The following is a 21,651-nucleotide window of genomic DNA, read 5'->3' as shown; positions in this document are numbered from 1 at the left end:
GGTCCCAAAGATGCGATAATGGAGGTTTTCCCTCTGCGTTCATTGTCAGCCATGCCACAATTCGCCCCGCTTCAGAACGACACCTTCCTGCGTGCGCTGCTGCGCCAGCCGACCGACTACACCCCGGTGTGGCTGATGCGCCAGGCGGGCCGCTACCTGCCGGAATACCGCGCCACGCGCAAGCAGGCCGGCTCGTTCCTGGGGCTGGCAAAGAATCCGGATTTCGCCACCGAAGTCACCCTGCAGCCGCTCGACCGCTATCCGCTGGATGCCTCGATCCTGTTCTCGGACATCCTGACGGTGCCGGACGCGATGGGTCTGGGCCTGTACTTCGCCGACGGCGAGGGCCCGAAATTCGAGCGCCCGCTGCGCACCGAAGCCGAGGTGCGCGCCCTGCAGGTACCGGATATGGCGTCGCTCGACTACGTCTTCAAGGCGGTGACCCAGATCCGCACCGCCATCAACGGCCGCGTGCCCCTGATCGGCTTCTCGGGCAGCCCCTGGACCCTGGCCTGCTACATGGTCGAAGGCGGCGGTTCGCGTGAATTCCACACCATCAAAAAGATGCTGTATGCGCGTCCCGACCTGATGCACCACATCCTGGACACCAACGCGCGCGCAGTCAGCCAGTACCTGAACGCCCAGATCGACGCCGGGGCCCAGGCCGTGATGATCTTCGACTCCTGGGGCGGCGCGCTGGCCGACGGCGCCTACCAGGAGTTCTCGCTGAACTACATGCGGACGGTCGTGAGCCAGCTGAAACGCGAGAAGGATGGCGTGCGCATCCCGGCGATCGTGTTCACCAAGGGCGGCGGCCTGTGGCTGGACGAGATGGCGGACATCGGCGCCGACGCGCTGGGCCTGGACTGGACCGTCAACCTGGGCAAGGCGCGCGCGCTGGTCGGCGACCGCGTGGCCCTGCAGGGCAACCTCGACCCGGCCATCCTGTTCGCGGAACCGGAGCAGATCCGCGCCGAAGTCGAGCGCTCCTTGACAGCCTACGGCAAGCCATCGAACGGCCATGGCCACGTGTTCAACCTGGGCCACGGCATTTCGCAGTTCACGCCGCCGGAGTCGGTGACCGCCATGGTCGAGGCTGTGCACAACTTCAGCCGCCAGCAGCGCGCCGCATAAGCGGCCGGTATTGCCCCCCGCTGCAGCAAGCATTGCTGCAGCAAAATCTCACTTGTTCACAAGTTCGTTAAACCTCAAAATTATTCCTGTGGACATCTTTGTCAAGCCTGAAAATACGTAAATCAATGATTCTTAAACGTTTTTTTCATGGTGAACTGTAGGTATACACAGTAGCAGCGCTCACTCACAGGTAAATTGTCCCGGCTTCCTGTCCATTGTTCACAAAGTTATGCACAGGATGAGGGATGAGGGATGAGTTGTGAAAAGTGCTTCGTTTACGCGGACTTAGCTCAACTCTTCAAGTAAGGTGTGAAGATTCTGGTGCACCGCAACGAGTTTTCCCATCACACATGTGCAGTTATGCACAGCAAGGCGATTCCAGCCCGGGTTGTTAACAGGGATAACTCTGTCTTTGCAAGTCATTGAATTTACTGAATAATTTATTGTTGTTCCAGTGAATCGCGCGTTTGGAGTTGATCTAACGTAAACCTCGAACGGGGTCAAGTACAGCGCTATTCACAAAGTTTTCCACAGCTTATTGGTCCTGGTTTCCTTACTCAAGAAGGTTGGATTTGGCACACTGCTTCCTACAGGTTGCGCTCGATACCCCGCTCAACAGCTGCTTCGATTACCGCTGGGAATGCCAGCCGGGCGAAGAGCCGGCGGTGGGCCAACTGGTGCTGGTGCCCTTCGCGCGCCGTGAGGTCGTGGGCCTGATCGTCGCCGTCAAGGCAGACACCGAGGTCCCGCCGGACAAGCTGAAGGATGCGATCGCCGTGCGCAGCCAATTGTCGCCGCTGCCCGAGCGCTGGGTGGCGCTGGCGCGCTTCGCCGCCGACTATTACCAGCGCCCGCTCGGCGAGGTGGCGCTGCCCGGCCTGCCCAAGAACCTGCGCGTGCCGAAGACCGTTGCGCTCGACCGCGCGCTGAAAAAACTGGCCAAGGATGGGGGCGCGCACGACCCCACGCCCTCCGGCATGCCCGTCTTGAACCCGGCGCAGCAGGAGGCGGCGGGCGGCATCGGCGGGGCCCAGGGCTTCACGCCGATTCTGCTGTACGGCGTCACCGGTAGCGGCAAGACCGAGGTCTATCTGCAGGCCTGCGCCCAGGTGCTGGTGCGCGAGCAGGACGCCCAGATCCTGATCCTGGTCCCGGAAATCAACCTGACGCCCCAGCTGGAAGGGAACATCCGCGCGCGCTTCCCGGGCGTGATGCTGGCCACCCTGCACAGCAGCCTGTCGGAGGGCGAGCGCATGCTGCACTGGCTCGCCGCCCACCAGGGCCTGGCGCGCATCGTGCTGGGCACGCGCCTGGCCATCCTGTCCTCGCTGCCGAACCTCAAATTGATCATCATCGACGAGGAGCACGACCCCTCGTACAAGCAGCAGGAAGGCCTGCGCTATTCGGCGCGCGACCTGGCGGTGTGGCGCGCGCACCAGCTGGGCATTCCGATCGTGCTGGGCTCGGCCACGCCTTCGCTCGAGACCTGGCACCATGCCCAGTCCGGCCGCTACCGCAAGCTCGAGCTGCGCGAGCGCGCCGTGCGCGACGCCGTGCTGCCCACCGTGAAGCTGGTCGACCTGGAGCGCGACCGTCCCAAGGATGGCTTGAGCAGCGCCCTGATCGCCGCGCTGCGGGGGCGCCTCGACCGCGGCGAACAGTCGCTGCTGTTCCTGAACCGGCGCGGCTATGCCCCGGTGATCTGCTGCGACGCCTGCGGCTGGATCAGCAACTGCACCCGCTGCACCGCCTTCATGGTGCTGCACCGCCCCGAGCACCGGCTGCGCTGCCACCACTGCAGCCTGGAGCTGCGCATTCCGCGTCATTGTCCGACCTGCGGCAACGTCGACCTGCAGCCGCTCGGACGCGGCACCCAGCGCGTCGAGGAAGGCTTGCAGGCGATGTTCCCGGAAGCGCGCATCCTGCGCATCGACGCCGATTCCACGCGCCTGAAGGGCAGCGCCCAGGCGGCTTTCGACACCGTGCACCGGGGCGAGGTCGACATCCTGGTCGGCACCCAGATGGTCGCCAAGGGCCACGACTTCAAGAAGCTCACCCTGGTGGGCATCCTGAACCCGGACACCGCCCTGTTCTCGCAGGACTACCGCGCCAGCGAGCGCCTGTTCGCCCAGCTGATGCAGGTGGCGGGGCGCGCCGGCCGCGCCGGCGCCGCCTCCGAGGTGCTGGTGCAGACCCGCTACGCCAGCCACCCGCTGTATGGCGCCGTCGTGCGCCACGACTACGACCGCTTCGCCGGCAGCCTGCTGGAAGAACGCCGCCAGGCCGGCCTGCCGCCCTTCATGTACCAGGCACTGCTGCGCGCCGAGGCGCCCGAGCTGGCCAATGCGATCGCTTTCCTGGAGGCGGCGCGCGACAGCCTGGCATGGGATGCGGTGATGATCAACGACCCGATCCCGATGACGATGACGCGTGTGCACAACGTCGACCGTGCGCAGCTGCTGGTGGAATCGAGCTCGCGCCCGGCCCTGCAGGCTTTTCTGCGCGAGTGGGTCGAGATCCTGCGCGCGATGAAATCGCGCGTGCGCTGGTCGCTCGAGGTCGATCCCCTCGATATCTGAGCCAACTTGCCGAAAGCCTGCCATGAGCTTCCCGACTGCCGCACGCCTCCCGCTTCTGCTTGCATTGCTTGCCCTGCTGCCCGCGGCGCAGCTTGGGGCCGCGACGCGTGCCGGACTCGATGTGGTCCATGAGGTACGCAACCGGATCGCGGCACGCGACTGCGGGGCCGCCGTGGAGCGCCTCAAGAGCGGGCTGAAATGGGGCTATCCCGAGGTGGTGCTGCTGGCCGGATCGATGTACGAGCACGGTATCTGCGTCAAGGCCAGCTGGGACACTGCACTGACTTTCTACGTCCAGGCCCACGAGGGCGGGGCGCCGGAAGCCGCCGAACGGATCGCCGCCGGTTTTGCCGACCCGGCCAGGGGGGCCGATGCCGCGGCGGCGCTATGGTGGAACCTGCAAGGCCGTGGCAGCGCGCGTACCGAGGCCTGCGCCGTCAGCCCGCAGGCCGCAACGGACGCGGATCGCTTCGTCGCGGAACTGCGTACCTGGCATCCGTCCAGACTGGCGATCTGCAACTACGTCGTCGGCGTGATCTCGACGATTTCCGCGGAAATGCGCTATCCGGGCCACGCCGAGGTGCTTGGCCTGGGTGGCGAAGTGAACTTGCGCTTCCTGCCCGCGGTGCCGCGCATCGACCTGAAAATGGGCGGCAGCGGCGTCTATGTTCCGTACGGCGTGGTCAAGGGCGATTCGCTGCCCAGCCGCCCTCTGGGGCCGTTGGCGCCGTCGACCGGCTGGTTCGAGCATGCGGTGCACGCGCTGGTCAATGATGCCCTGCGCCGCTATCCGCAGCCGGCCGGCATTCCCGCCGATGCCCAGGCCGGGGTCCAGTTCCTGTTCAAGCGCGAATGAGGCAATCCGGGAGAATTCATGTTCCGGCTGAGCGAGACGACATTCACTTTCGGGATCCAGTACCAGATGCGCTGAGCCGCCGGGCAGCCTGGGCGGCCGGGGTATCCCCCAGCGGCAGCAGGACGCTCGAACGCGCCAGCGCACGCACCAGCGCCCCCTCGCCGGGGCGCAGGCCCTGCTTGCGCAGCTGGGGCAGCGAAGCGACCGGTTCCGGCACGATGTCCACGGCGGCGCGTACCAGCAGGCGCTGCAAGGGACGCATCGGTCCCGGCACCAGCGGCGTCTCGTGCATGATCCGCACGAACTCGGCCAGGATGGCGGAGCCTTCCAGCCGGGGCGCCGTTTCGGCCAGCAAGGCTTCCCAGGCTCCCCAGGAGCGCGGCGCGCCAAGCGCGCCATACAGCCGGGCCGCGCTTTCGCCTTCGGCAAAGGCGGCGTCCTTCTCGAGCGCCGACAGGGGCCGCAGGTAGCGGTGGTAGGCTTCGGTGAAGCCGAAGGCGGCGGTGGCCTGCACCCAGTCGAGCAGGCGCGGGTCGTTGGCGCGGTAGGGCAGGCCCGCGGGCGTCGTGCCCCGCACCCGCTCATGCATGCGTACCACGCGCGCGATCATCCGCTCGGCCGCCGAGCGTGGCCCGTAGACGGTCATCATGGCCGCGAAGCCGGTGCGGCGCAGGCGCATGACCGGGTCCTGCCGGAAGCCGCCCTGGTCCCACACGCCGGAGCGCACCGAGGGCTCGCTCAGCTCGAGCAGCACCGCCGCCACTCCGCCCACGAACAGGACCACCGGATTGGCGAACACCCGCCAGGCGATGCCGTCGCGCGGAGCGAGCGCCGGCTCGCCCGCCGGCTGGCTGAAGTCGAAGGCCATGCCGGGAGGCGGGCGCAGCAGCTCCCTGATCGGTTCCAACATTCGCCCTCCCATGGTGACAGGCGATCATGGTGGCACATTGGCCCGGTTCCGGCGGTCCGGCTGAAAATCGCGTATCGTTTCGTCATCATCTGTAGAGAGACCCGGAGAAGACGATGAACAAACTGGATGTGGATGTCGCCATCATCGGCACCGGCACCGCCGGCATGACGGCCTATCGGGCGGCGAAGGCGCAAGGAGCCCGGGTGGCGGTCATCGAAAGCAGCCACTATGGCACCACCTGCGCACGGGTCGGCTGCATGCCGAGCAAGCTCCTGATCGCCGCAAGCGAGGCCGCGCATGTGATGCAGCACAGCGCGCCCTTCGGCGTGCACGCGGGCGACGTCCGCATCGATGGCCGCGCCGTGATGGAGCGCGTGCGGCGCGAGCGCGACCGCTTCGTGGGCTTCGTGCTGGAAAGCGTCGAGTCCTTCGATGACGCAGACAAGCTGCGCGGCCATGCGCGCTTCACCGGCCCGCATACCCTGCTCGTGGACGATCACACCGAAGTCACCGCCGGCCGCGTCGTCATCGCCACCGGCTCCACGCCGCTGCGCCTGCCCGTGCTGGAGAACGTCGGCCCCGGCATCGCTACCTCCGACGACGTGTTCTACTGGGACGAGCTGCCGAAGTCGGTGGCCGTGATCGGCACCGGCGTGATCGGCCTGGAGCTGGGCCAGGCCCTGCACCGCCTGGGCGTGCGCGTGAAGCTGTTCGCGCGCGGCGGCAGCATCGCCCACCTGAGCGACCCGGAAGTGCTGCGCAGCGCCACCCGCGTGCTCACCGAGGAACTCGACATCCAGTTCCAGTCGAAGGTGACGGGCGCGGTGCAGGAGGGAGACGAAGTGGCATTGCGCTACAGCGACGCCCTCGGCGAAGAGAAGACCGAACGTTTCCAGGTCGTGCTGATGGCGGCCGGCCGCACGCCCAACGTGCACGACATCGGGCTGGAGCACACGGGGCTGGAGCGCGGCCCGGACGGCATCCCGCTGTTCGACGTCCGCACCATGCAATGCGGGACCAGCCACATCTTCATCGCCGGCGACGCCAACAACGAGCGCCCGCTGCTGCACGACGCGGCCGACCACGGCAAGATCGCGGGGGACAACGCGGGCCGCTATCCGGACGTGCGTCCGGGATTGCGCCGCACGCCGATCGCGGTGGCCTTCACCGACCCGAACATCGCTACCCTGGGCGCGAACTACCGCAGCCTATGCGAAGGGGGCAAGCGCAAGTTCGCGGTCGGGCAGGTAGCGTTCGCGAACCAGGGCCGCAGCCGGGTGATGTTGCAGAACAAGGGGATGCTGCGGGTGTATGCGGAATACGGCTCGCGCCGCTTCCTGGGCGCCGAGATGATCGCGCCGCGCGCCGAGCATCTGGCGCATACGCTGTCCTGGGCCTGCCAGATGCGCATGACGGTGGACCAGATGCTGGAGATGCCCTTTTATCACCCGGTGATCGAGGAGGGCGTGCGCACCGCCCTGCGCGACCTGGCGCACAACCTGGCCAAGGGAGAGAGCGAGATCGACCCGGCCGATACCGAGCCGGGTACGTAAGAGTAGGGTGGGCGGCTGTGCCGCCCACGCGGTGATAGTTTGCAGCAAGATCACCGAGCACGAAAGCGGAGCCGATATCGATCACCGCGTGGGCGGGAAACCCGCCCACCCTACTAATTCAGGTAGCTGGCATCCAGCTTGCCCTGACCGGCCAGCTGGCGCAGGATGCGCACGGTGTCGACGTCGGCTTCCTGGTAGGCCGAGCGCTTGAAGTCGTCGTACATGGCGTTGGCCGGGTCGGTGTGCTCGCCCTGGCCGTCGTCGTAGCAGAAGCGCACCTGGAGCATGGCGTCGCCCGGCGCCTCGATGATCATCTTCAGGCTGGAGGCGGCGATCTCGCCCTGGGCCGGCACTTCGTAGCGCACTTCCTTCAGCGGGGTCAGGTACACGACGTCGTCGATCACCAGGTCGCCGTAGCGCAGGCGGCGCGCGAAGCTGCCGCTGCTGCGTTCGCCGATCGTGCATTCGTCCAGGTGCGGCACGAACATGGTCGGGTTTTCGGCGCGCAGCACCAGCCCGCGCCACAGCTGTTCGACCGAGATGGTGTCGATCAGCGGGTTGAGCGGATCGTTGATCTGGATGAGATGTTCAAATTTCATGGGCAGTGTCCAAAAAGCCTTGGCGCGCAGCGCCACAAGAGTGGCATGGTACCCGATTGCGCGGCGTTTCGTCGCTAGGCCGGCGTCCCGAGGATCACGCTCGAGGCCTTGAAGACCGCCGTGGCGGGGCTGCCTTCGCGCAGCGCGAGCGCCTGGGCGCTTTCGTTGGTGATGATGGCGGCCACCGACCCGCCGCCGGCAAGATCGATGACCACCTCGGTATTCACCGCGCCCGGCACCAGGCGCGCCACCGCTCCGGCCAGCTGATTGCGGGCCGACAGCCTGGCCTCTCCGGAGCCGCTCATGATGATGACCGACGAGGATTTGACCAGGGCAAAGGCTTGCGTGCCGACGAGCAAGGCCAGGTCTTCCGCACTCTCGTGCGTCACGATGGCAACGATCTTCTGGCCGCCGGCGATGTCCAGTTCGATTTCGTCGTTCACCGCTCCCTGCTTGACGCGCGAGACGTTGCCGAAGAACTGGTTGCGTGCGCTGGTCTTCATGTTCAATCTCCGGATCAGGGAAGCATCGCCGGCGATGCCGCCGGCCTGGCGGTTGAGCTGCTCCACGAATTCCTGGTGGACACGCTCGATGGTGTTGAAGTTCCGCACCAGCTGGGCGCCGCGCGCCGTCAGTCGCGTCCCGCCGCCGCCCTTGCCGCCGGCAAGCCGTTCCACCAGCGGCTCGCCGGCAAGGTTGTTCATGGTATCGATGGCGTTCCAGGCAGCCTTGTAGCTCATCCCGACCGCCTTGGCGGCCGCCGTGATCGAGCCGCTATCGGCGATGGCGGCCAGCAGTTCAATGCGTCCCTTGCCGCCGAGATGCTCGCCGCCCGCCATCATCCAGACCGAGCCCTGCAGTTCAATGTCCTTGTTCTCCATGCATGCATTGTGAGCCACAACGCTCATCCGTGGCAGGGTTTTTCGTTATATACTTCCTTACATAACGGTGCCTTGGGGAGAATGGAATGAAACGTTTGGTCAGTATGGTGATCGCCATGGCAGCCGCGGCGGCTGCCCATGCCGGCGAGGTGCAGGTCGCGGTCGCGGCCAATTTCACCGCGCCGATGCAGAAAATCGCCGCGGAATTCAAAAAAGACACCGGCCACCAGGCCAGGCTGGCCTTCGGCTCTACCGGCAAGTTCTATGCGCAGGTCAGGAATGGCGCACCGTTCGAGGTCCTGCTGGCCGCGGACGACGAAACGCCGGCCAGGCTGGAAAAGGAAGGGCAGGGCGTGCCCGGCAGCCGCTTGACCTACGCCATCGGCAGGCTGGTGCTGTGGTCGGCCCAGGCAGGCTATGTGGACGCCAGGGGCGACATCCTGAAAACCGGCAACTTCAAGCACCTCGCCATCGCCAATCCCAAGACCGCCCCCTACGGCGCGGCCGCGCTGTCGGCGATGAAAAAGCTGAACCTGGCCGAAGCGCTGCAGCCGAAACTGATACAGGGCGAGAACATCGCCCAGGCCCACCAGTTCGTCAGTACCGGCAATGCGCAACTCGGCTTCGTCGCGCTCTCGCAGGTTTATCAGGACGGCAAGATCGCCTCGGGTTCGGCCTGGATCGTGCCCGCCACGTACCACGAGCCGATCCGCCAGGATGCGCTGGTCCTCGCCAAGGGGGCGGCGAATCCGGCGGCGAAAGCCCTGCTGGACTACCTGAAATCGGACAAGGCCAAGGGCATCATCCGCGCCTACGGCTACGAGCTGTGACAGAAACCGAACTCGGCGCCGTCTGGCTGACTCTGAAGCTGGCGTCGATCGTGACCCTGCTGCTGCTCCTGATCGGCACGCCGATCGCCTGGTGGCTGGCGCGCACGCGCTCGCGCCTCAAGGGCGTCGTCGGCGCCGTCGTGGCCCTGCCGCTGGTGCTGCCTCCGACCGTCCTCGGCTTCTACCTGCTGGTTGCGATGGGACCGAACGGCCCGGCCGGGCAGCTGACGCAAGCGCTCGGCCTGGGAACCCTGCCCTTCACTTTCCCCGGCCTGGTGATCGGTTCGCTGTTCTATTCCATGCCCTTCGTGGTGCAACCCCTGCAAAACGCCTTCGAGGCCATCGGCGAGCGCCCGCTGGAAGTGGCGGCGACTCTGCGCGCCAGCCCCTGGGACACGTTCTGGTCGGTGGCGGTGCCGCTGGCGCGGCCCGGCTTCCTGTCCGGCGCCATCCTCGGCTTCGCGCATACCGTCGGCGAATTCGGCGTCGTGCTCATGATCGGCGGGAATATCCCGGACAAGACGCGGGTGGTGTCGGTCCAGATCTACGACCATGTCGAGGCCATGGAGTATGCGCAGGCGCACTGGCTGGCCGGCGGCATGCTCGTCTTCAGCTTCCTGGTGCTGCTGGCGCTCTACACCTTCAATCCGCCGCTGCTCAAGGGGGCGAAGCAATGAACGGCCTGCACGCCCGGTTCTGCATCGAGCGCGGCGATTTCACGCTGGACGTCGACCTCGACCTGCCGGACCGCGGCGTCAGTGCCCTGTTCGGCCACTCCGGATCGGGCAAGACCACCTGCCTGCGCGCCATCGCCGGCCTGGAGCGCGCATCTGGCGGCTACGTCGCGCTGGGCGACGAGGTCTGGCAGGACGAGGCGCGCGGTCTGTTCGTGCCGCCCCACCGCCGTGCGCTCGGCTATGTGTTCCAGGAAGCGAGCCTGTTTCCCCACCTGAGCGTGCGCGCCAATCTGGAATTCGGACTGAAGCGGGTGGCCGCCGGCGCGCGCCGCTTCGCACTGGGGCCGGTGGCCGAGATGCTCGGCATCGGTCCGCTGCTGGAGCGCTCGCCCGCCAGCCTCTCGGGCGGCGAGCGGCAGCGGGTCGCGATCGCCCGGGCGCTGCTCTCTTCGCCGCGCCTGCTGCTCATGGACGAGCCGCTCGCCGCGCTCGACCTCAAGCGCAAGCAGGAAATCCTGCCCTACCTGGAACGCATGCACGACGAGCTGTCGATCCCGATCGTCTATGTCAGCCACGCGCCGGACGAAGTCGCACGCCTGGCCGACCACCTGGTGCTGCTCGAAGCCGGGCGGGTGGCGGCAAGCGGGCCGCTGGGCGAACTCCTGGCCCGCGCCGACCTGCCGGCGGTGTTCGCTGACGAGACCGGGGTGGTGCTGGATACCGTCCTCGCCGAACACGAGGAAGACGGGCTGTCGCGCCTGCAGTTCCCGGGCGGTTCTCTGTACGTGGGACGGCGCAGGGAAACGATCGGCAGCCACCTGCGCTGCCGCATCCATGCGCGCGATGTCAGCCTGGCGCTGGAACGGCCTCATCGCAGCAGCATCGTCAACCTGCTGCCGACTGTCGTGACGGCGGCCACCGCCACCGATACGCCCGGGCATGTGCTGGTGCACATGCGCATGGGGGAGACCACGCTGCTGGCCCGGATTTCCGAACGCTCGCGGCGCGAGCTCGGCATCGTCCCAGGCCTGCCGGTCTGGGCCCAGATCAAGGCGGTCGCACCGCTTGCCTAGCGGGGCGGCCCACCGCCTGTTGCAAACCGGTCAAGGACCGGATTCATTTTGGCGCGATGTCGAACACGGCCTTACAATACCCGGCCATTCTGCAGAAATCTTTCCCATGTCCAACGCACCAAAATTCGGCCTCAACGGGCCGCAGAGCGAAGCCGTGCTCTATCTCGACGGCCCATGCCTGGTGCTGGCCGGTGCCGGCTCGGGCAAGACGCGCGTCATTACGCAAAAGATCGCGTACATGATCGAAGACCGCGGCTACGACCCGCGCACGATCGCCGCCCTGACCTTCACCAACAAGGCCGCGCTCGAGATGCAGGAACGCATCGCCAAGCTGCTCAAGCAGCCCAAGCAGGCCAAGCAATTGACCGTCTCGACCTTCCACTCGCTGGGCGTCAAGATCCTGCGCCAGGAAGCGGCCGGCGTCGGCCTGAAGGACAAGTTCTCGATCATGGACAGCGACGATTGCTACACCGTCGTCTCCGACCTGGCGCTGACCACCGATAAACAGGAAATCCGCCGCATCCAGAACGCGATCTCGCTGTGGAAGAACGGCCTGGTCGACCCCGAGGACGCGATCCGGAACGCCAAGGACGAGGACGAAGCCATGTCGGCGCGCGTCTACCGCAGTTACCTGGCCACCCTGCAGGCCTACCAGGCGGTCGACTTCGATGACCTGATCCGCCTGCCGGTGGAGCTGTTCCGCAACAACGAATCGATCCGCGACCGCTGGCAGCGCCGCCTGCGCTACCTGCTCATGGACGAGTACCAGGACACCAATACCTGCCAGTACGAACTGGTCAAACTCCTGGTGACCGGACTCGGCAAGAAGCCGATGTTCACGGCGGTGGGCGACGACGACCAGGCGATCTACGCCTGGCGCGGCGCATCCGTGGAAAACCTGAAGACCCTGCAGACCGACTTCCCCGACCTGCGCGTCATCAAGCTGGAACAGAACTACCGCTCCACCACCCGCATCCTGCAGGCGGCCAATGCCGTCATCGGCAACAACCCGAAGCTGTTCGAGAAGTCGCTCTGGTCCGAACACGGCCTGGGCGAGCCGATCGAGGTGCTGGGCATGCAGAGCGATGAGCAGGAAGCCGAACAGGTGGCCATCATGATCTCGGCCGACCACTTCCAGCGCAAGAACAAGTGGACCGACTACGCCATCCTGTACCGCGGCAACCACCAGGCGCGCGTGATCGAGCAGGCCCTGCGCAAGGAGCGCATCCCCTACACCATGTCCGGCGGCCAGAGCTTTTTCGACAAGGCCGAGATCAAGGACATCATCGCCTACCTGCGCCTGATCGCGAACCAGGATGACGACCCGGCCTTCATTCGCGCCGTGACCACGCCCAAGCGCGGGGTCGGCATGGCGACGCTCGAGACGCTGGGCGAATTCTCCAAGCAGTGGAACTGCTCGCTGTTCGAGGCCGCGCGCAAGAACGGGCTGGAGGCCAAGCTGGCCGAGCGCCAGCTAGCGCCGCTGCGCGACTTCTGCCGCTTCCTGCTGGAGCTGGAAGACCGCGCCACCCGCCCGGGGCCGTCGGGCAGCGGCGACAATGCCGCCGAGGTGCTCGACGACATGATGAAGGAGATGAACTACGAGCACTACTTATATGAAAGCTTCGACGACCGCGCGGCCCAGGCCAAGTGGCAGAACGTGCTCGAGTTCACCAACTGGCTGAAGGAGCGCGGCCGGGGCGGGCGCGACCGTGACGGCGAAGAGAAGAACCTGCTGGAACTGACCCAGATGGTGGCCCTGATGTCGATGCTGGAAGGCGCGGACGAGGAACAGGATGCGGTGCGCATGTCGACCCTGCACGCCTCCAAGGGCCTGGAATACCCGCACGTGTTCCTGGTCGGGGTGGAAGAGGGCATCCTGCCCCACAAGGGCGACCCGGACGCGCCGGTGGAAGTGATGGCCGCCCGCATCCAGGAGGAACGCCGCCTGATGTACGTGGGCATCACGCGCGCCCAGCGCACCCTGCGCCTGACCTGGTGCAAGAAGCGCAAGCGCGCCGGCGAGCTGGTGCATTGCGAACCTTCGCGCTTCATCAAGGAGATGGCGCTGGACGTCGGCGACGCGCCGCCCAAGGAAACCGAAGTGCTCAGTCCGAAGGAAAGGCTGGCCAATCTGAAAGCCTTGCTGGCCATGCCGAAAGCATAAGAGCGCGCCCTCGTCGTTGCGCGGCAGCCTTGGCAGCCTGCCAATAGCCGCGCACGATTGAAATTCTTATTTGACTTCATTTGTGTCGCGGGAAATACTTTCCGGAAAGCGAGCTCGATGTAGAGTTTTGCAACCACTTTCCGACTATTTCACGCATGGCAACCGTTACCGACCTGACCATTACGCCCCATTCCGGGCTGAATCACATCGATGCGCTGCTCGATATCGGCCCCGACTGGAACTACATGATCGGCGTGACGCCGAACACGATTTACTACACCTTCGACATCTCGTCCGGCAACGAGGTGAACCAGAGCACGGGTAGGGCGGTGACCGGACAGGCTGTGTTCAATACCAGCCAGCAAACCGCTGCGCGCACCGCTTTCTCCTACCTGCAGCAGGTGACCGGCATCCAGTTCGTCGAAACCACGAACGGCAGCAATGCCCAGATCCACCTGGCGAACCTCGACCTCGACGGCAGCCAGACGACCGGCCTGTGCAGCTGGAATGGCGCGTATTCCTACATCGGCAACAACGTCGTCGGCTACAAGCCGGATGCCTACGTCTATCTCGATAACGTGGAATGGAAGGCGCAGAACAGCAATCCGTTGCCGGGCAGCCAGGGTTACCAGACCCTGCTGCACGAACTGGGCCATGCGCTTGGCCTGAAGCACCCCTTCCACGAAGGGGACGAGCAGGATCACATCCATCTCCCGTTCCAGCAGGACAACACCGGCAACACGATCATGTCGTACACGGATGCCGGCGGCCCGTACAGCACCTTCAGCCCCTACGACATCGCCGCGCTGAACTGGCTGTACGGCGGCGATGGCCTGGGCGGCGCGCTCGGCATCAACGCAGACGGGCGCTACATCACCGGCACGACCGGGGCTGACCGCATCACCGGCTCGGCCGGCAACGACCGCATCGTCCTCCTCGGCGGCAATGACGTCGTCGACGGCGGGGGCGGGACCGACACGGTCGTGTTCAGCCGCGGCCGCAGCGAATACAGCTTCAGCGAGAACGCCAATGGCAGCCTGATCGCGTCCCATGCGACCCTGGGCACCGTCACGCTCACCAACATCGAACTGCTCGCCTTCACCGATGGGCAGTACCAGCGCTCCCAGTTGACGGCCGATACCGTGGCGCCCCCGGCGCCGGTGCTGACCGTGCGCAAGAATGCCGCCGACTACCTGCCGACCGGCGCCACCCCGGTCTTCACCGGCCAGGTGGAACCGAATGCCGTGGTGCGGGTGTATTACAACGACCAGGTCATTGCCGAAGGCCGCACCGACGCCAGCGGCGTCTTCAGCATCGTCGGCAACAGGTTCCCCGACGGACGCGGCTATTCGGTGTACGCGACCGCGACCGACAGCGCCGGCAACGTATCCGAGCGCAGCCCCCTTCTCAGCTTCAACGTCGACGCCACCCCTCCGGTGACGCCGACGTCCAGCATGTCGCTGAGCCCGGGAGGCAACCAGCCGGTCTTCAGCGGCACCGCCGAAGCCGGGACCACCATCCAGCTGTTCCGTCTCAGCGACCGTGTCGAGATCGGCCGCACCGCCGTCAACAACGACGGCACCTGGAAAATCGATTCGCCGGCACTCCCGAACGGCGACTACGACGTCTTAGCCGCCTCGGTCGATATTGCCAGCAACGCCTCCAGCGCCGCCAACCTGCTGCAGTTCAGCATCAACAGCGCGCTCAACCTCAGCGGCGACGCGGGGAACAACCGCTTTACGCCGGGCACGGGCAACAATGCCGTCGACGGCATGGGCGGTATCGACACCGTCGTCTACGCCGGCGCGAGCAGCAATTTCACGATCGCACGCGGCGTCTATGGCGTGACCGTCACCGACAAGAGCGGCGCCCTCGGCACCGACAACCTGATCAATGTCGAGCGGATCGAGTTCGCCGACGGCTGGAAGGCGATCGACATCGACGGCATCGGCGGCCAGGTCTACCGCCTGTACGAGGCGGTCTTCGGCCGCCCGTCGGACAAGACCGGCATGGGCTACTGGATCGACCGCATGGAAAAAGGCAGCAGCCTGCTGCAGGTGGCCAAGGAGTTCATCACCAACCAGCCGGAGTTCGACAAGCTCTATGGCGCGAACCCGAGCGACGGCGAGTTCCTGACCAAGCTGTACGCGAACATTCTCGACCGCGCACCGGACGCTGCCGGTTACGCGTACTGGGTGGGACGTATCGTCGACAGCAGCCGCGAGCAGATCCTGATGGAATTCAGCGAAGGTTTCGAGAACCAGGCTCAGGTGATCGGCAGCATCAGTGGCGGCATCGACTACACGCCCTGGACCGGCGGCTGAACCAGGAACCGGCGCGAGACTGGCATAATGCCGGTTTTGCGCCGGAGCCCATCGTGAGCCAGGAAGACCGTTTTGTCGATATCGAGATCAAGCTCGCGCACCAGGAAGACCTGGTCGAGACGCTGAACGACACCATCTACCGCCAGGGCCGCCGCATCGACCAGCTCGAAGCCCTGGTCGCCTCGCTGGTGGACCACGTCCGCACCCTGCAGTCGACCCGCCAGGGACCGGTCAACGAGAAACCGCCGCACTACTGACACGGGCGCCGGCCAGCATCGCGCCCAGCCGCTTGCCCAGGCAAAGCAGGGTGAGCGTGGGCGGCAATCCCCACGGCTGCGGGATCACCGAGGCGTCGCACACGTACAGTCCCGGCGCGGCGCGCAGCTCGCTGTCCACGCCTGCGCCGATGCGCACGCTGCCGCCCGGGTGGGCGGCGAAATGGTGGGTCGCGAACACCTGCCGCGCCCCTGCCTGTTCCAGGATGGCGCGCGCCATCCCGATGCCTCGGTCGAAACGCGCCCGGTCGCCCGGTGTCAGGCGCTTGTCCACCCAGCGCGGGCCGACCGCGCCGCCGATGTCGTCGCGGATCTTCACCATGATGCTCAGCGTGCGCCGGTGCGCCCCCACCCGGTCGACGCGGCCGGCCTGCAGCGCAAAGGCGGCATACATCGGCACCGGCAGCGTGAGGTCGGCCAGCGCGATGCCCTCCCCGGGAAAGCTGGCGCCGGCCGCCATCGGCACCTCGGCGCCGCCCTCGATATCCTCGACACTGCCCATCACCGCCACCACCGGATCGCTGAAGAAGGGCGCTAGGGGCGGCCCCAGGCCGGAGGCATGCAGCAGGCGCGGGCTGCCGATGCCGCCGCCGGCCAGCACCACCGTCTGCGCGCGTGCCGTGTGGGTGCCGCCTTCGCGCCGGAATTCCACGCCGACTGCGCGGCCATCTTCCAGCAGCACGCGCCGCACCCGGCTGCGCTCCAGCAGCACGGCGCCGTGGCGGCAGGCTTCCTCGACGAAATCGCGCGCGCTCCACTTGGCGCCGTAGGGGCAGCCGTACACACAGCGCCAGCAGCCGCTGCGGCAGGCCTGCGGGCGGATCATCTTGTCGAGCTTTTCCCACGCAAAGCCGGCGGCGCGCGCCGCCGCCATGATGCGCGCCGCCATCGGGCCGACCAGGCTGTCGGGCAGGGGCGCAAGCGGCAGTTCCGCGCGCAGGGCGGCAAGGGCGGGCGCCAGGTCGATGCCGTGGGCCGCGAACATGGCGGCGGGAGGCGCGGCGGCGGTGGCGAAGTTCAGCGCCGAGCTGCCGCCCAGGCCGGTGCCGGCCACCAGCAGCGAGGCGTCGCGGTGCAGCCAGGCGCCGCGGCCGGGCAGGGCCATGCCGGCCATCTGGCCCAGGGTGCCGGCCAGGGGCGCGGCGCTGCCCTGCTCGAGGATGAGCACGCGGGCGCCCGCGCGCGCCAGTTCGCGCGCCGTGCTGGCGCCGCCGGGGCCGGTGCCGACGACGATGGCGTCGTAGGGGCGTTGGGTGAGGGATTCCATGGTGAAAACGGATGCTAGCACGGCCAGAATTGATACATAGCCGATACATGCCGATACATGGCCGATACATGTGCCATACATACCTTTTTTATTGTGACGACGTGCGTATAAGCCTGCTATGATCGTCGCGCAACGGCTGTCGAGAACGCCCGGCAGCTCCTTCAAAAGAGTCCGAAAGATCGCATGAACCGACCACACCTGTTCATCGTTGCCGCCAGCCTCGCGCTCGCGCACGCCGCAGTGGCTGCACCGGCAGCGCCTGCCCTCGACGCCGCCAACCCGTTTGCCCAGCCCAGCAGCCTGCCGCTGAACTACCCGGCTTTCGACAAGATCAGGAACGAACACTTCCTGCCCGCCTACGCCGCCGGCATGGCCGAGCACCTGCGCGAGATCGACGCCATCGCCAAGGACAAGGCGGCGCCTACTTTTGAGAACACCGTCGTCGCCATGGAGCGTGCGGGCCAGATGCTGGCGCGCGTGTCCGCCGTGTTCTCCAACCTGCAAACGGCCAACACCAACGAGGTGCTGGACGCGGTCGACCGCGAGATGTCGCCCAGGCTGGCCGCGCACAATGACGCGATCTACCTGAACCCGGCCCTGTTCCAGCGCGTGAAGACGCTCTACGGCAAGCGCGCCACCCTTGGCCTGGACGCCGAATCGAAGCACCTGCTCGAGCGTGTGTACAAGGAATTCGTGCGCGCCGGCGCCAACCTGTCGAACGCCGACAAGGACAAGCTCAAGAAATACAATGCCGAGATCGCCTCGCTGCAGTCGGACTTCTCGCAACGCGTGCTGAAGGAAGCCAATGCCTCGGCGCTGATCGTGGATACCCGCGAGGACCTGGCCGGCTTCTCGGAGGCCGAGATCCATGCCGCAGCAAGCGAGGCGGAACAGCGTGGCCTCAAGGGCAAGTACGCGATCGCGCTCGTCAACACCAGCAGCCAGCCGGCGCTGGCCACGCTCACCAATCGCACCACCCGTGAGCGCCTGATGGCGGCTTCACTGAATCGCGGCAGCCGCGGCGGCGAGTTCGACACACGCCAGCTGGTGCTGCGCCTGGTCAAGCTGCGCGCCGAGCGCGCCGCGCTGCTGGGCTATCCCAACTATGCGGCCTATTCGCAGGAACTGGAAACGGCCAAGAATCCGGCCGCCGTCAACCGGCTGCTGGCCGAGCTGGCCAAGCCGGCGGTGAACAACGCGCGCAAGGAAGCGGCCGAGATCCAGAAGGTGATCGACAAGGAGCGCGGCGGCTTCCAGGTCGCCTCGTACGACTGGCCGCTGTACCAGGACAAGGTGCGCGCCGCGAAATACAACTTCGACGAGAACCAGCTGCGTCCCTACTTCGAGCTGAACCGCGTGCTGGTCGACGGCGTGTTCTTCGCCGCCACCAAGGAATTCGGCATCACCTTCAAGGAACGCAAGGACCTGCCGGTCTACGATCCGGACGTGCGCGTATTCGACGTGTTCGACCACGACGGCAAGCAGCTGGCGATCTTCCTGTTCGACCCCTATGCGCGCGGCAACAAGCAGGGCGGCGCCTGGATGAACGAATACGTGTCGCAATCGCACCTGCTGGGCAAGAAGCCGGTGGTCGGCAACCACCTGAACATCCCGAAGCCGCCCGCCGGCCAGCCGACCCTGCTGACCTATGACGAAGTGCGCACCGCCTTCCACGAGTTCGGCCACGCGCTGCACGGCATGTTCTCGAACGTGAAGTATCCGCACTTCTCGGGCACCAACGTGCCGCGCGACTTCGTCGAGTATCCCTCGCAGGTCAACGAGATGTGGGCGATCTGGCCCGAGGTTTTGTCCAACTACGCCAGGCACCACCAGACCGGCGCGCCGATGCCGAAAGCGCTGCTGGACAAGGTGGTCGCTTCTAAAAAGTTCAACCAGGGCTACATGACCACCGAATACCTGGCCGCCTCGCTGCTCGACCAGCGCTGGCACCAGCTCAAGCCGTCCCAGGTCCCGACCGACGTGCTGGCCTTCGAGGCCAAGGCGTTGAAGGACGCCGGCGTCGACTTCGCGCCGGTGCCGCCGCGCTACCGCACGACCTATTTCTCGCATTCGATGAACGGCGGCTATTCGGCCGGCTACTACGCCTACCTGTGGAGCGAAAAGCTCGACGCCGACACCGTGCAGTGGTTCACCGAGAGCGGCGGCTTGTCGCGCAAGAACGGCGACCACTTCCGTAAGACCCTGCTGTCGCGTGGCGGCAGCGCCGATGCGATGGACCTGTTCCGTCAGTTCCGAGGCCGCGATCCGGTCATCGAACCGCTGCTGGAACGCCGCGGCTTGACCGGCAACTGATTTTTTCCCTGCGCTGCGCCTTTCGCCGCCGGGCCACAAGCCCGGCGGCGAAAGGCAGGCGTGTTCCAACGTAGTTCAATCAACATCCGAGACACCATGAATCGTCCCCGTATGCTCCTGATCGCGGCCAGCGTCGCGATGGCCAACCTGGCCTATGCCGCGCCGCTCGACGCGACCAACCCGTTCGCCAAGCCGAGCACCCTCCAGTACGGCTACCCGGCCTTCGACAAGATCAAGAACGAGCACTTCGCCCCGGCCTTCGCCGAAGGCATGCGCGAACAGGCTGCCGAAGTCGAAGCCATCGCCAACAACAAGGCTGCGCCGACCTTCGAGAACACCATCGTCGCGATGGAGCGTTCGGGCCGTCTGCTGAACCGCGTTTCGACCGTGTTCGGCACCCTGGTCGGTTCCTACACCAACGACAGCCTGCAGGCCCTGGACAAGGAACTGGCGCCGAAACTGGCCGCCCACGGCGACGCGATCCGCCTGAACCCGAAACTGTTCCAGCGCATCCAGACCCTGTACGCCAAGCGCGACAAGCTGGGCCTGGACGCCGAGTCCAAATACCTGATCGAGCGCTACCACAAGGACTTCGTGCGCGCCGGCGCCAAGCTCTCTAGCGCCGACAAGCAGAAGCTGCGCGAGTACAACGGCAAGCTGGCCGCCCTGCAGACCCAGTTCAGCCAGAACGTGCTGAAGGAAGTGAACGCCTCGGCCTTCGTGGTCGATACCCGCGAAGAGCTGGCCGGCCTGCCGGAGAAGGCGATCGACGCCGCCGCCGCCGAAGCGAAGAAGCGCGGCCTGGACGGCAAGTTCGTGATCCCGGTCGTGAACACCACCCAGCAGGGCCCGCTGTCGACGCTGAACGTGCGCGGCACCCGCGAGAAGCTCCTGTCGATCTCGACCGTGCGCGGTTCGCGCGGCGGGGAATTCGACAACCGCGACATCGTGCTGCAACTGGCCAAGCTGCGCGCCGAGCGCGCTGAGCTGCTGGGCTACAGCAGCCACGCCGCCTACTCGCTGGAAGACCAGACCGCCAAGGACACGGCCGCCGTCAACAAGCTGCTGTCCGACCTGGCCGTGCCTGCCGTGCGCAACGCCAAGAAGGAAGCCGCCGAGATCCAGGAAATGATCGATGCGGAGAAGGGCGGCTTCAAGGTCGCGGCCTATGACTGGAACTACTACAGCGACAAGGTGCGCGCCGCCAAGTACGCTTTTGACGCCAACCAGCTCAAGCCTTACTTCGAACTCGACCGCGTGCTGAACGACGGCGCCTTCTTCGCCGCCAACAAGCTGTGGGGCATCACCTTCAAGCAGCGCAAGGACCTGCCGGTGTACGACGCCGACGTGCGCGTGTATGACGTGTTCGAAGAGAACGGCGAGCACCTGGCGATCTTCGTGCTCGACCCGTACGCGCGTCCGAACAAGCGCGGCGGCGCCTGGATGGGCGCCCTGGTCAGCCAGAGCACCCTGCTGGGCAACAAGCCGGTCATCACCAACAACCTGAACCTGGCCAAGCCGGCGCCGGGCGAGCCGACCCTGCTCAGCTGGGACGAAGTGCGCACCACCTTCCACGAATTCGGCCACGGCACCCACGGCTGGTTCTCGAAGGTGAAGTACCCGCGCTTCTCGGGCACCAGCGTGCCGCGCGACTACGTCGAGCTGCCGTCGCAGGTTTACGAGATGTGGATGGCCTGGCCGGAAGTGCTGGCCAACTACGCCAAGCACTACCAGACCGGCGAGCCGATGCCATCGGCCCTGCTGGAAAAGCTGCGCGCCTCGCAGAAGTTCAACGAAGGCTACCGCACCACCGAGTACCTGGCCGCCGCGGTGATCGACCAGCGCTGGCACCAGCTCGGCTCGAAGGCGATCCCGACGGACGTGAAATCCTTCGAAGAGCAGGCACTGCGTGATGCGGGCCTGGACTTCGCGCCGGTCCCGCCGCGCTATAGCTCGACCTACTTCTCGCACGCCTTCTCGGGCGGCTACTCGGCCGGCTACTACAGCTACCTGTGGGCCGAACGCCTGGATGCCGACGCCGGCGAATGGTTCAAGGAAAACGGCGGCCTGCAGCGCAAGAATGGCGACCGCTTCCGCAAGATGGTGCTGTCGAAAGGCGGCACCATGGATGCGGTGCAGATGTACCGCGACTTCCGCGGCCGCGATCCGGTCATCGAGCCGCTGCTCGAACGCCGTGGCCTGAACTGATGTCG

At 66.2% G+C, this 21,651-nt stretch carries 16 protein-coding genes; 12 read left to right on the top strand and 4 right to left on the bottom strand.

Going from position 1 to position 21,651, the window contains the following annotated elements:
• Positions 1-51 precede the first annotated feature (51 nt).
• The 3 genes from hemE (at position 52) to MasN3_RS00410 (ending at position 4,569) form a co-directional block, all read left to right on the top strand.
• Positions 52-1,134 carry a uroporphyrinogen decarboxylase gene (gene hemE, locus MasN3_RS00420; RefSeq protein WP_281911320.1) on the top strand — a complete coding sequence of 361 codons (1,083 nt, stop codon included), beginning with the start codon at positions 52-54 and terminating at the stop codon, positions 1,132-1,134.
• Positions 1,135-1,706: 572 nt separating this feature from the next.
• Positions 1,707-3,713: a primosomal protein N' gene (locus MasN3_RS00415; protein WP_281911318.1), complete on the top strand. Its 2,007-nt coding sequence runs from the start codon at positions 1,707-1,709 to the stop codon at positions 3,711-3,713.
• Positions 3,714-3,735: 22 nt separating this feature from the next.
• Complete coding sequence (locus tag MasN3_RS00410) at positions 3,736-4,569, top strand: hypothetical protein (protein WP_281911316.1); 834 nt, start codon at positions 3,736-3,738, stop codon at positions 4,567-4,569.
• A 43-nt stretch (positions 4,570-4,612) separates the two neighbouring features.
• Here the strand turns inward: MasN3_RS00410 and MasN3_RS00405 are convergent, their stop codons facing one another.
• Positions 4,613-5,479: an oxygenase MpaB family protein gene (locus MasN3_RS00405; protein ID WP_281911314.1), complete on the bottom strand. Its 867-nt coding sequence runs from the start codon at positions 5,477-5,479 to the stop codon at positions 4,613-4,615.
• Between the two features lie 113 nt (positions 5,480-5,592).
• Here MasN3_RS00405 and MasN3_RS00400 point away from each other — a divergent pair, with 113 nt between their 5' ends.
• Positions 5,593-7,032: a dihydrolipoyl dehydrogenase gene (locus MasN3_RS00400; RefSeq protein ID WP_281911312.1), complete on the top strand. Its 1,440-nt coding sequence runs from the start codon at positions 5,593-5,595 to the stop codon at positions 7,030-7,032.
• A 113-nt stretch (positions 7,033-7,145) separates the two neighbouring features.
• Here MasN3_RS00400 and MasN3_RS00395 read toward each other — a convergent pair whose 3' ends face one another.
• Together MasN3_RS00395 and MasN3_RS00390 are read right to left on the bottom strand one after the other, a co-directional pair.
• A complete protein-coding gene (locus tag MasN3_RS00395) occupies positions 7,146-7,631 on the bottom strand; it encodes an SRPBCC family protein (RefSeq protein ID WP_281911310.1) in 486 nt (161 codons plus the stop codon).
• Between the two features lie 74 nt (positions 7,632-7,705).
• The gene (locus MasN3_RS00390) at positions 7,706-8,512 is read right to left on the bottom strand and encodes a TOBE domain-containing protein (RefSeq protein WP_281911307.1); all 807 of its coding nucleotides are present in this window, start codon (positions 8,510-8,512) and stop codon (positions 7,706-7,708) included.
• 86 nt (positions 8,513-8,598) lie between these two features.
• On the opposite strand from MasN3_RS00390, the gene modA reads away from it, so the two are divergent.
• From modA to MasN3_RS00360, 6 genes are all read left to right on the top strand, one after another.
• Positions 8,599-9,342: a molybdate ABC transporter substrate-binding protein gene (gene modA / locus MasN3_RS00385; RefSeq protein ID WP_281911305.1), complete on the top strand. Its 744-nt coding sequence runs from the start codon at positions 8,599-8,601 to the stop codon at positions 9,340-9,342.
• Entirely contained in the window at positions 9,339-10,019 is a 681-nt protein-coding gene (gene modB, locus MasN3_RS00380; RefSeq protein WP_281911304.1) for a molybdate ABC transporter permease subunit, read from the top strand. The genes modA and modB overlap by 4 nt, the downstream gene beginning before the upstream one ends.
• Entirely contained in the window at positions 10,016-11,092 is a 1,077-nt protein-coding gene (gene modC, locus MasN3_RS00375) for a molybdenum ABC transporter ATP-binding protein (protein WP_281911302.1), read from the top strand. The genes modB and modC overlap by 4 nt, the downstream gene beginning before the upstream one ends.
• Positions 11,093-11,198: 106 nt before the next feature.
• Positions 11,199-13,259: a UvrD-helicase domain-containing protein gene (locus tag MasN3_RS00370; RefSeq protein WP_281911300.1), complete on the top strand. Its 2,061-nt coding sequence runs from the start codon at positions 11,199-11,201 to the stop codon at positions 13,257-13,259.
• A 155-nt stretch (positions 13,260-13,414) separates the two neighbouring features.
• A complete protein-coding gene (locus MasN3_RS00365; RefSeq protein ID WP_281911298.1) occupies positions 13,415-15,583 on the top strand; it encodes a DUF4214 domain-containing protein in 2,169 nt (722 codons plus the stop codon).
• A 53-nt stretch (positions 15,584-15,636) separates the two neighbouring features.
• Positions 15,637-15,840, top strand: a complete 204-nt coding sequence (locus MasN3_RS00360) for a SlyX family protein (RefSeq protein WP_027866480.1) — start codon at positions 15,637-15,639, stop codon at positions 15,838-15,840.
• Here the strand turns inward: MasN3_RS00360 and MasN3_RS00355 are convergent.
• Positions 15,815-17,125: an FAD-dependent oxidoreductase gene (locus MasN3_RS00355; protein ID WP_281911296.1), complete on the bottom strand. Its 1,311-nt coding sequence runs from the start codon at positions 17,123-17,125 to the stop codon at positions 15,815-15,817. The genes MasN3_RS00360 and MasN3_RS00355 overlap by 26 nt on opposite strands.
• Before the next feature lie 183 nt (positions 17,126-17,308).
• On the opposite strand from MasN3_RS00355, the gene MasN3_RS00350 reads away from it, so the two are divergent.
• Together MasN3_RS00350 and MasN3_RS00345 are read left to right on the top strand one after the other, a co-directional pair.
• On the top strand, positions 17,309-19,438 hold the full coding sequence (locus MasN3_RS00350; protein ID WP_281911294.1) for a M3 family metallopeptidase: 2,130 nt from the start codon (positions 17,309-17,311) through the stop codon (positions 19,436-19,438).
• A gap of 96 nt (positions 19,439-19,534) precedes the next feature.
• The gene (locus tag MasN3_RS00345) at positions 19,535-21,646 is read left to right on the top strand and encodes a M3 family metallopeptidase (protein ID WP_281911293.1); all 2,112 of its coding nucleotides are present in this window, start codon (positions 19,535-19,537) and stop codon (positions 21,644-21,646) included.
• The last annotated feature ends 5 nt before the right edge of the window (positions 21,647-21,651 follow it).

The sequence above is a fragment of the Massilia varians genome (assembly GCF_027923905.1).
Taxonomy (GTDB): Bacteria; Pseudomonadota; Gammaproteobacteria; order Burkholderiales; family Burkholderiaceae_D; genus Telluria; species Telluria varians_B.
Note: the sequence above shows the minus strand (reverse complement) of the source record. Positions and strands in the feature narration are given on the sequence as shown.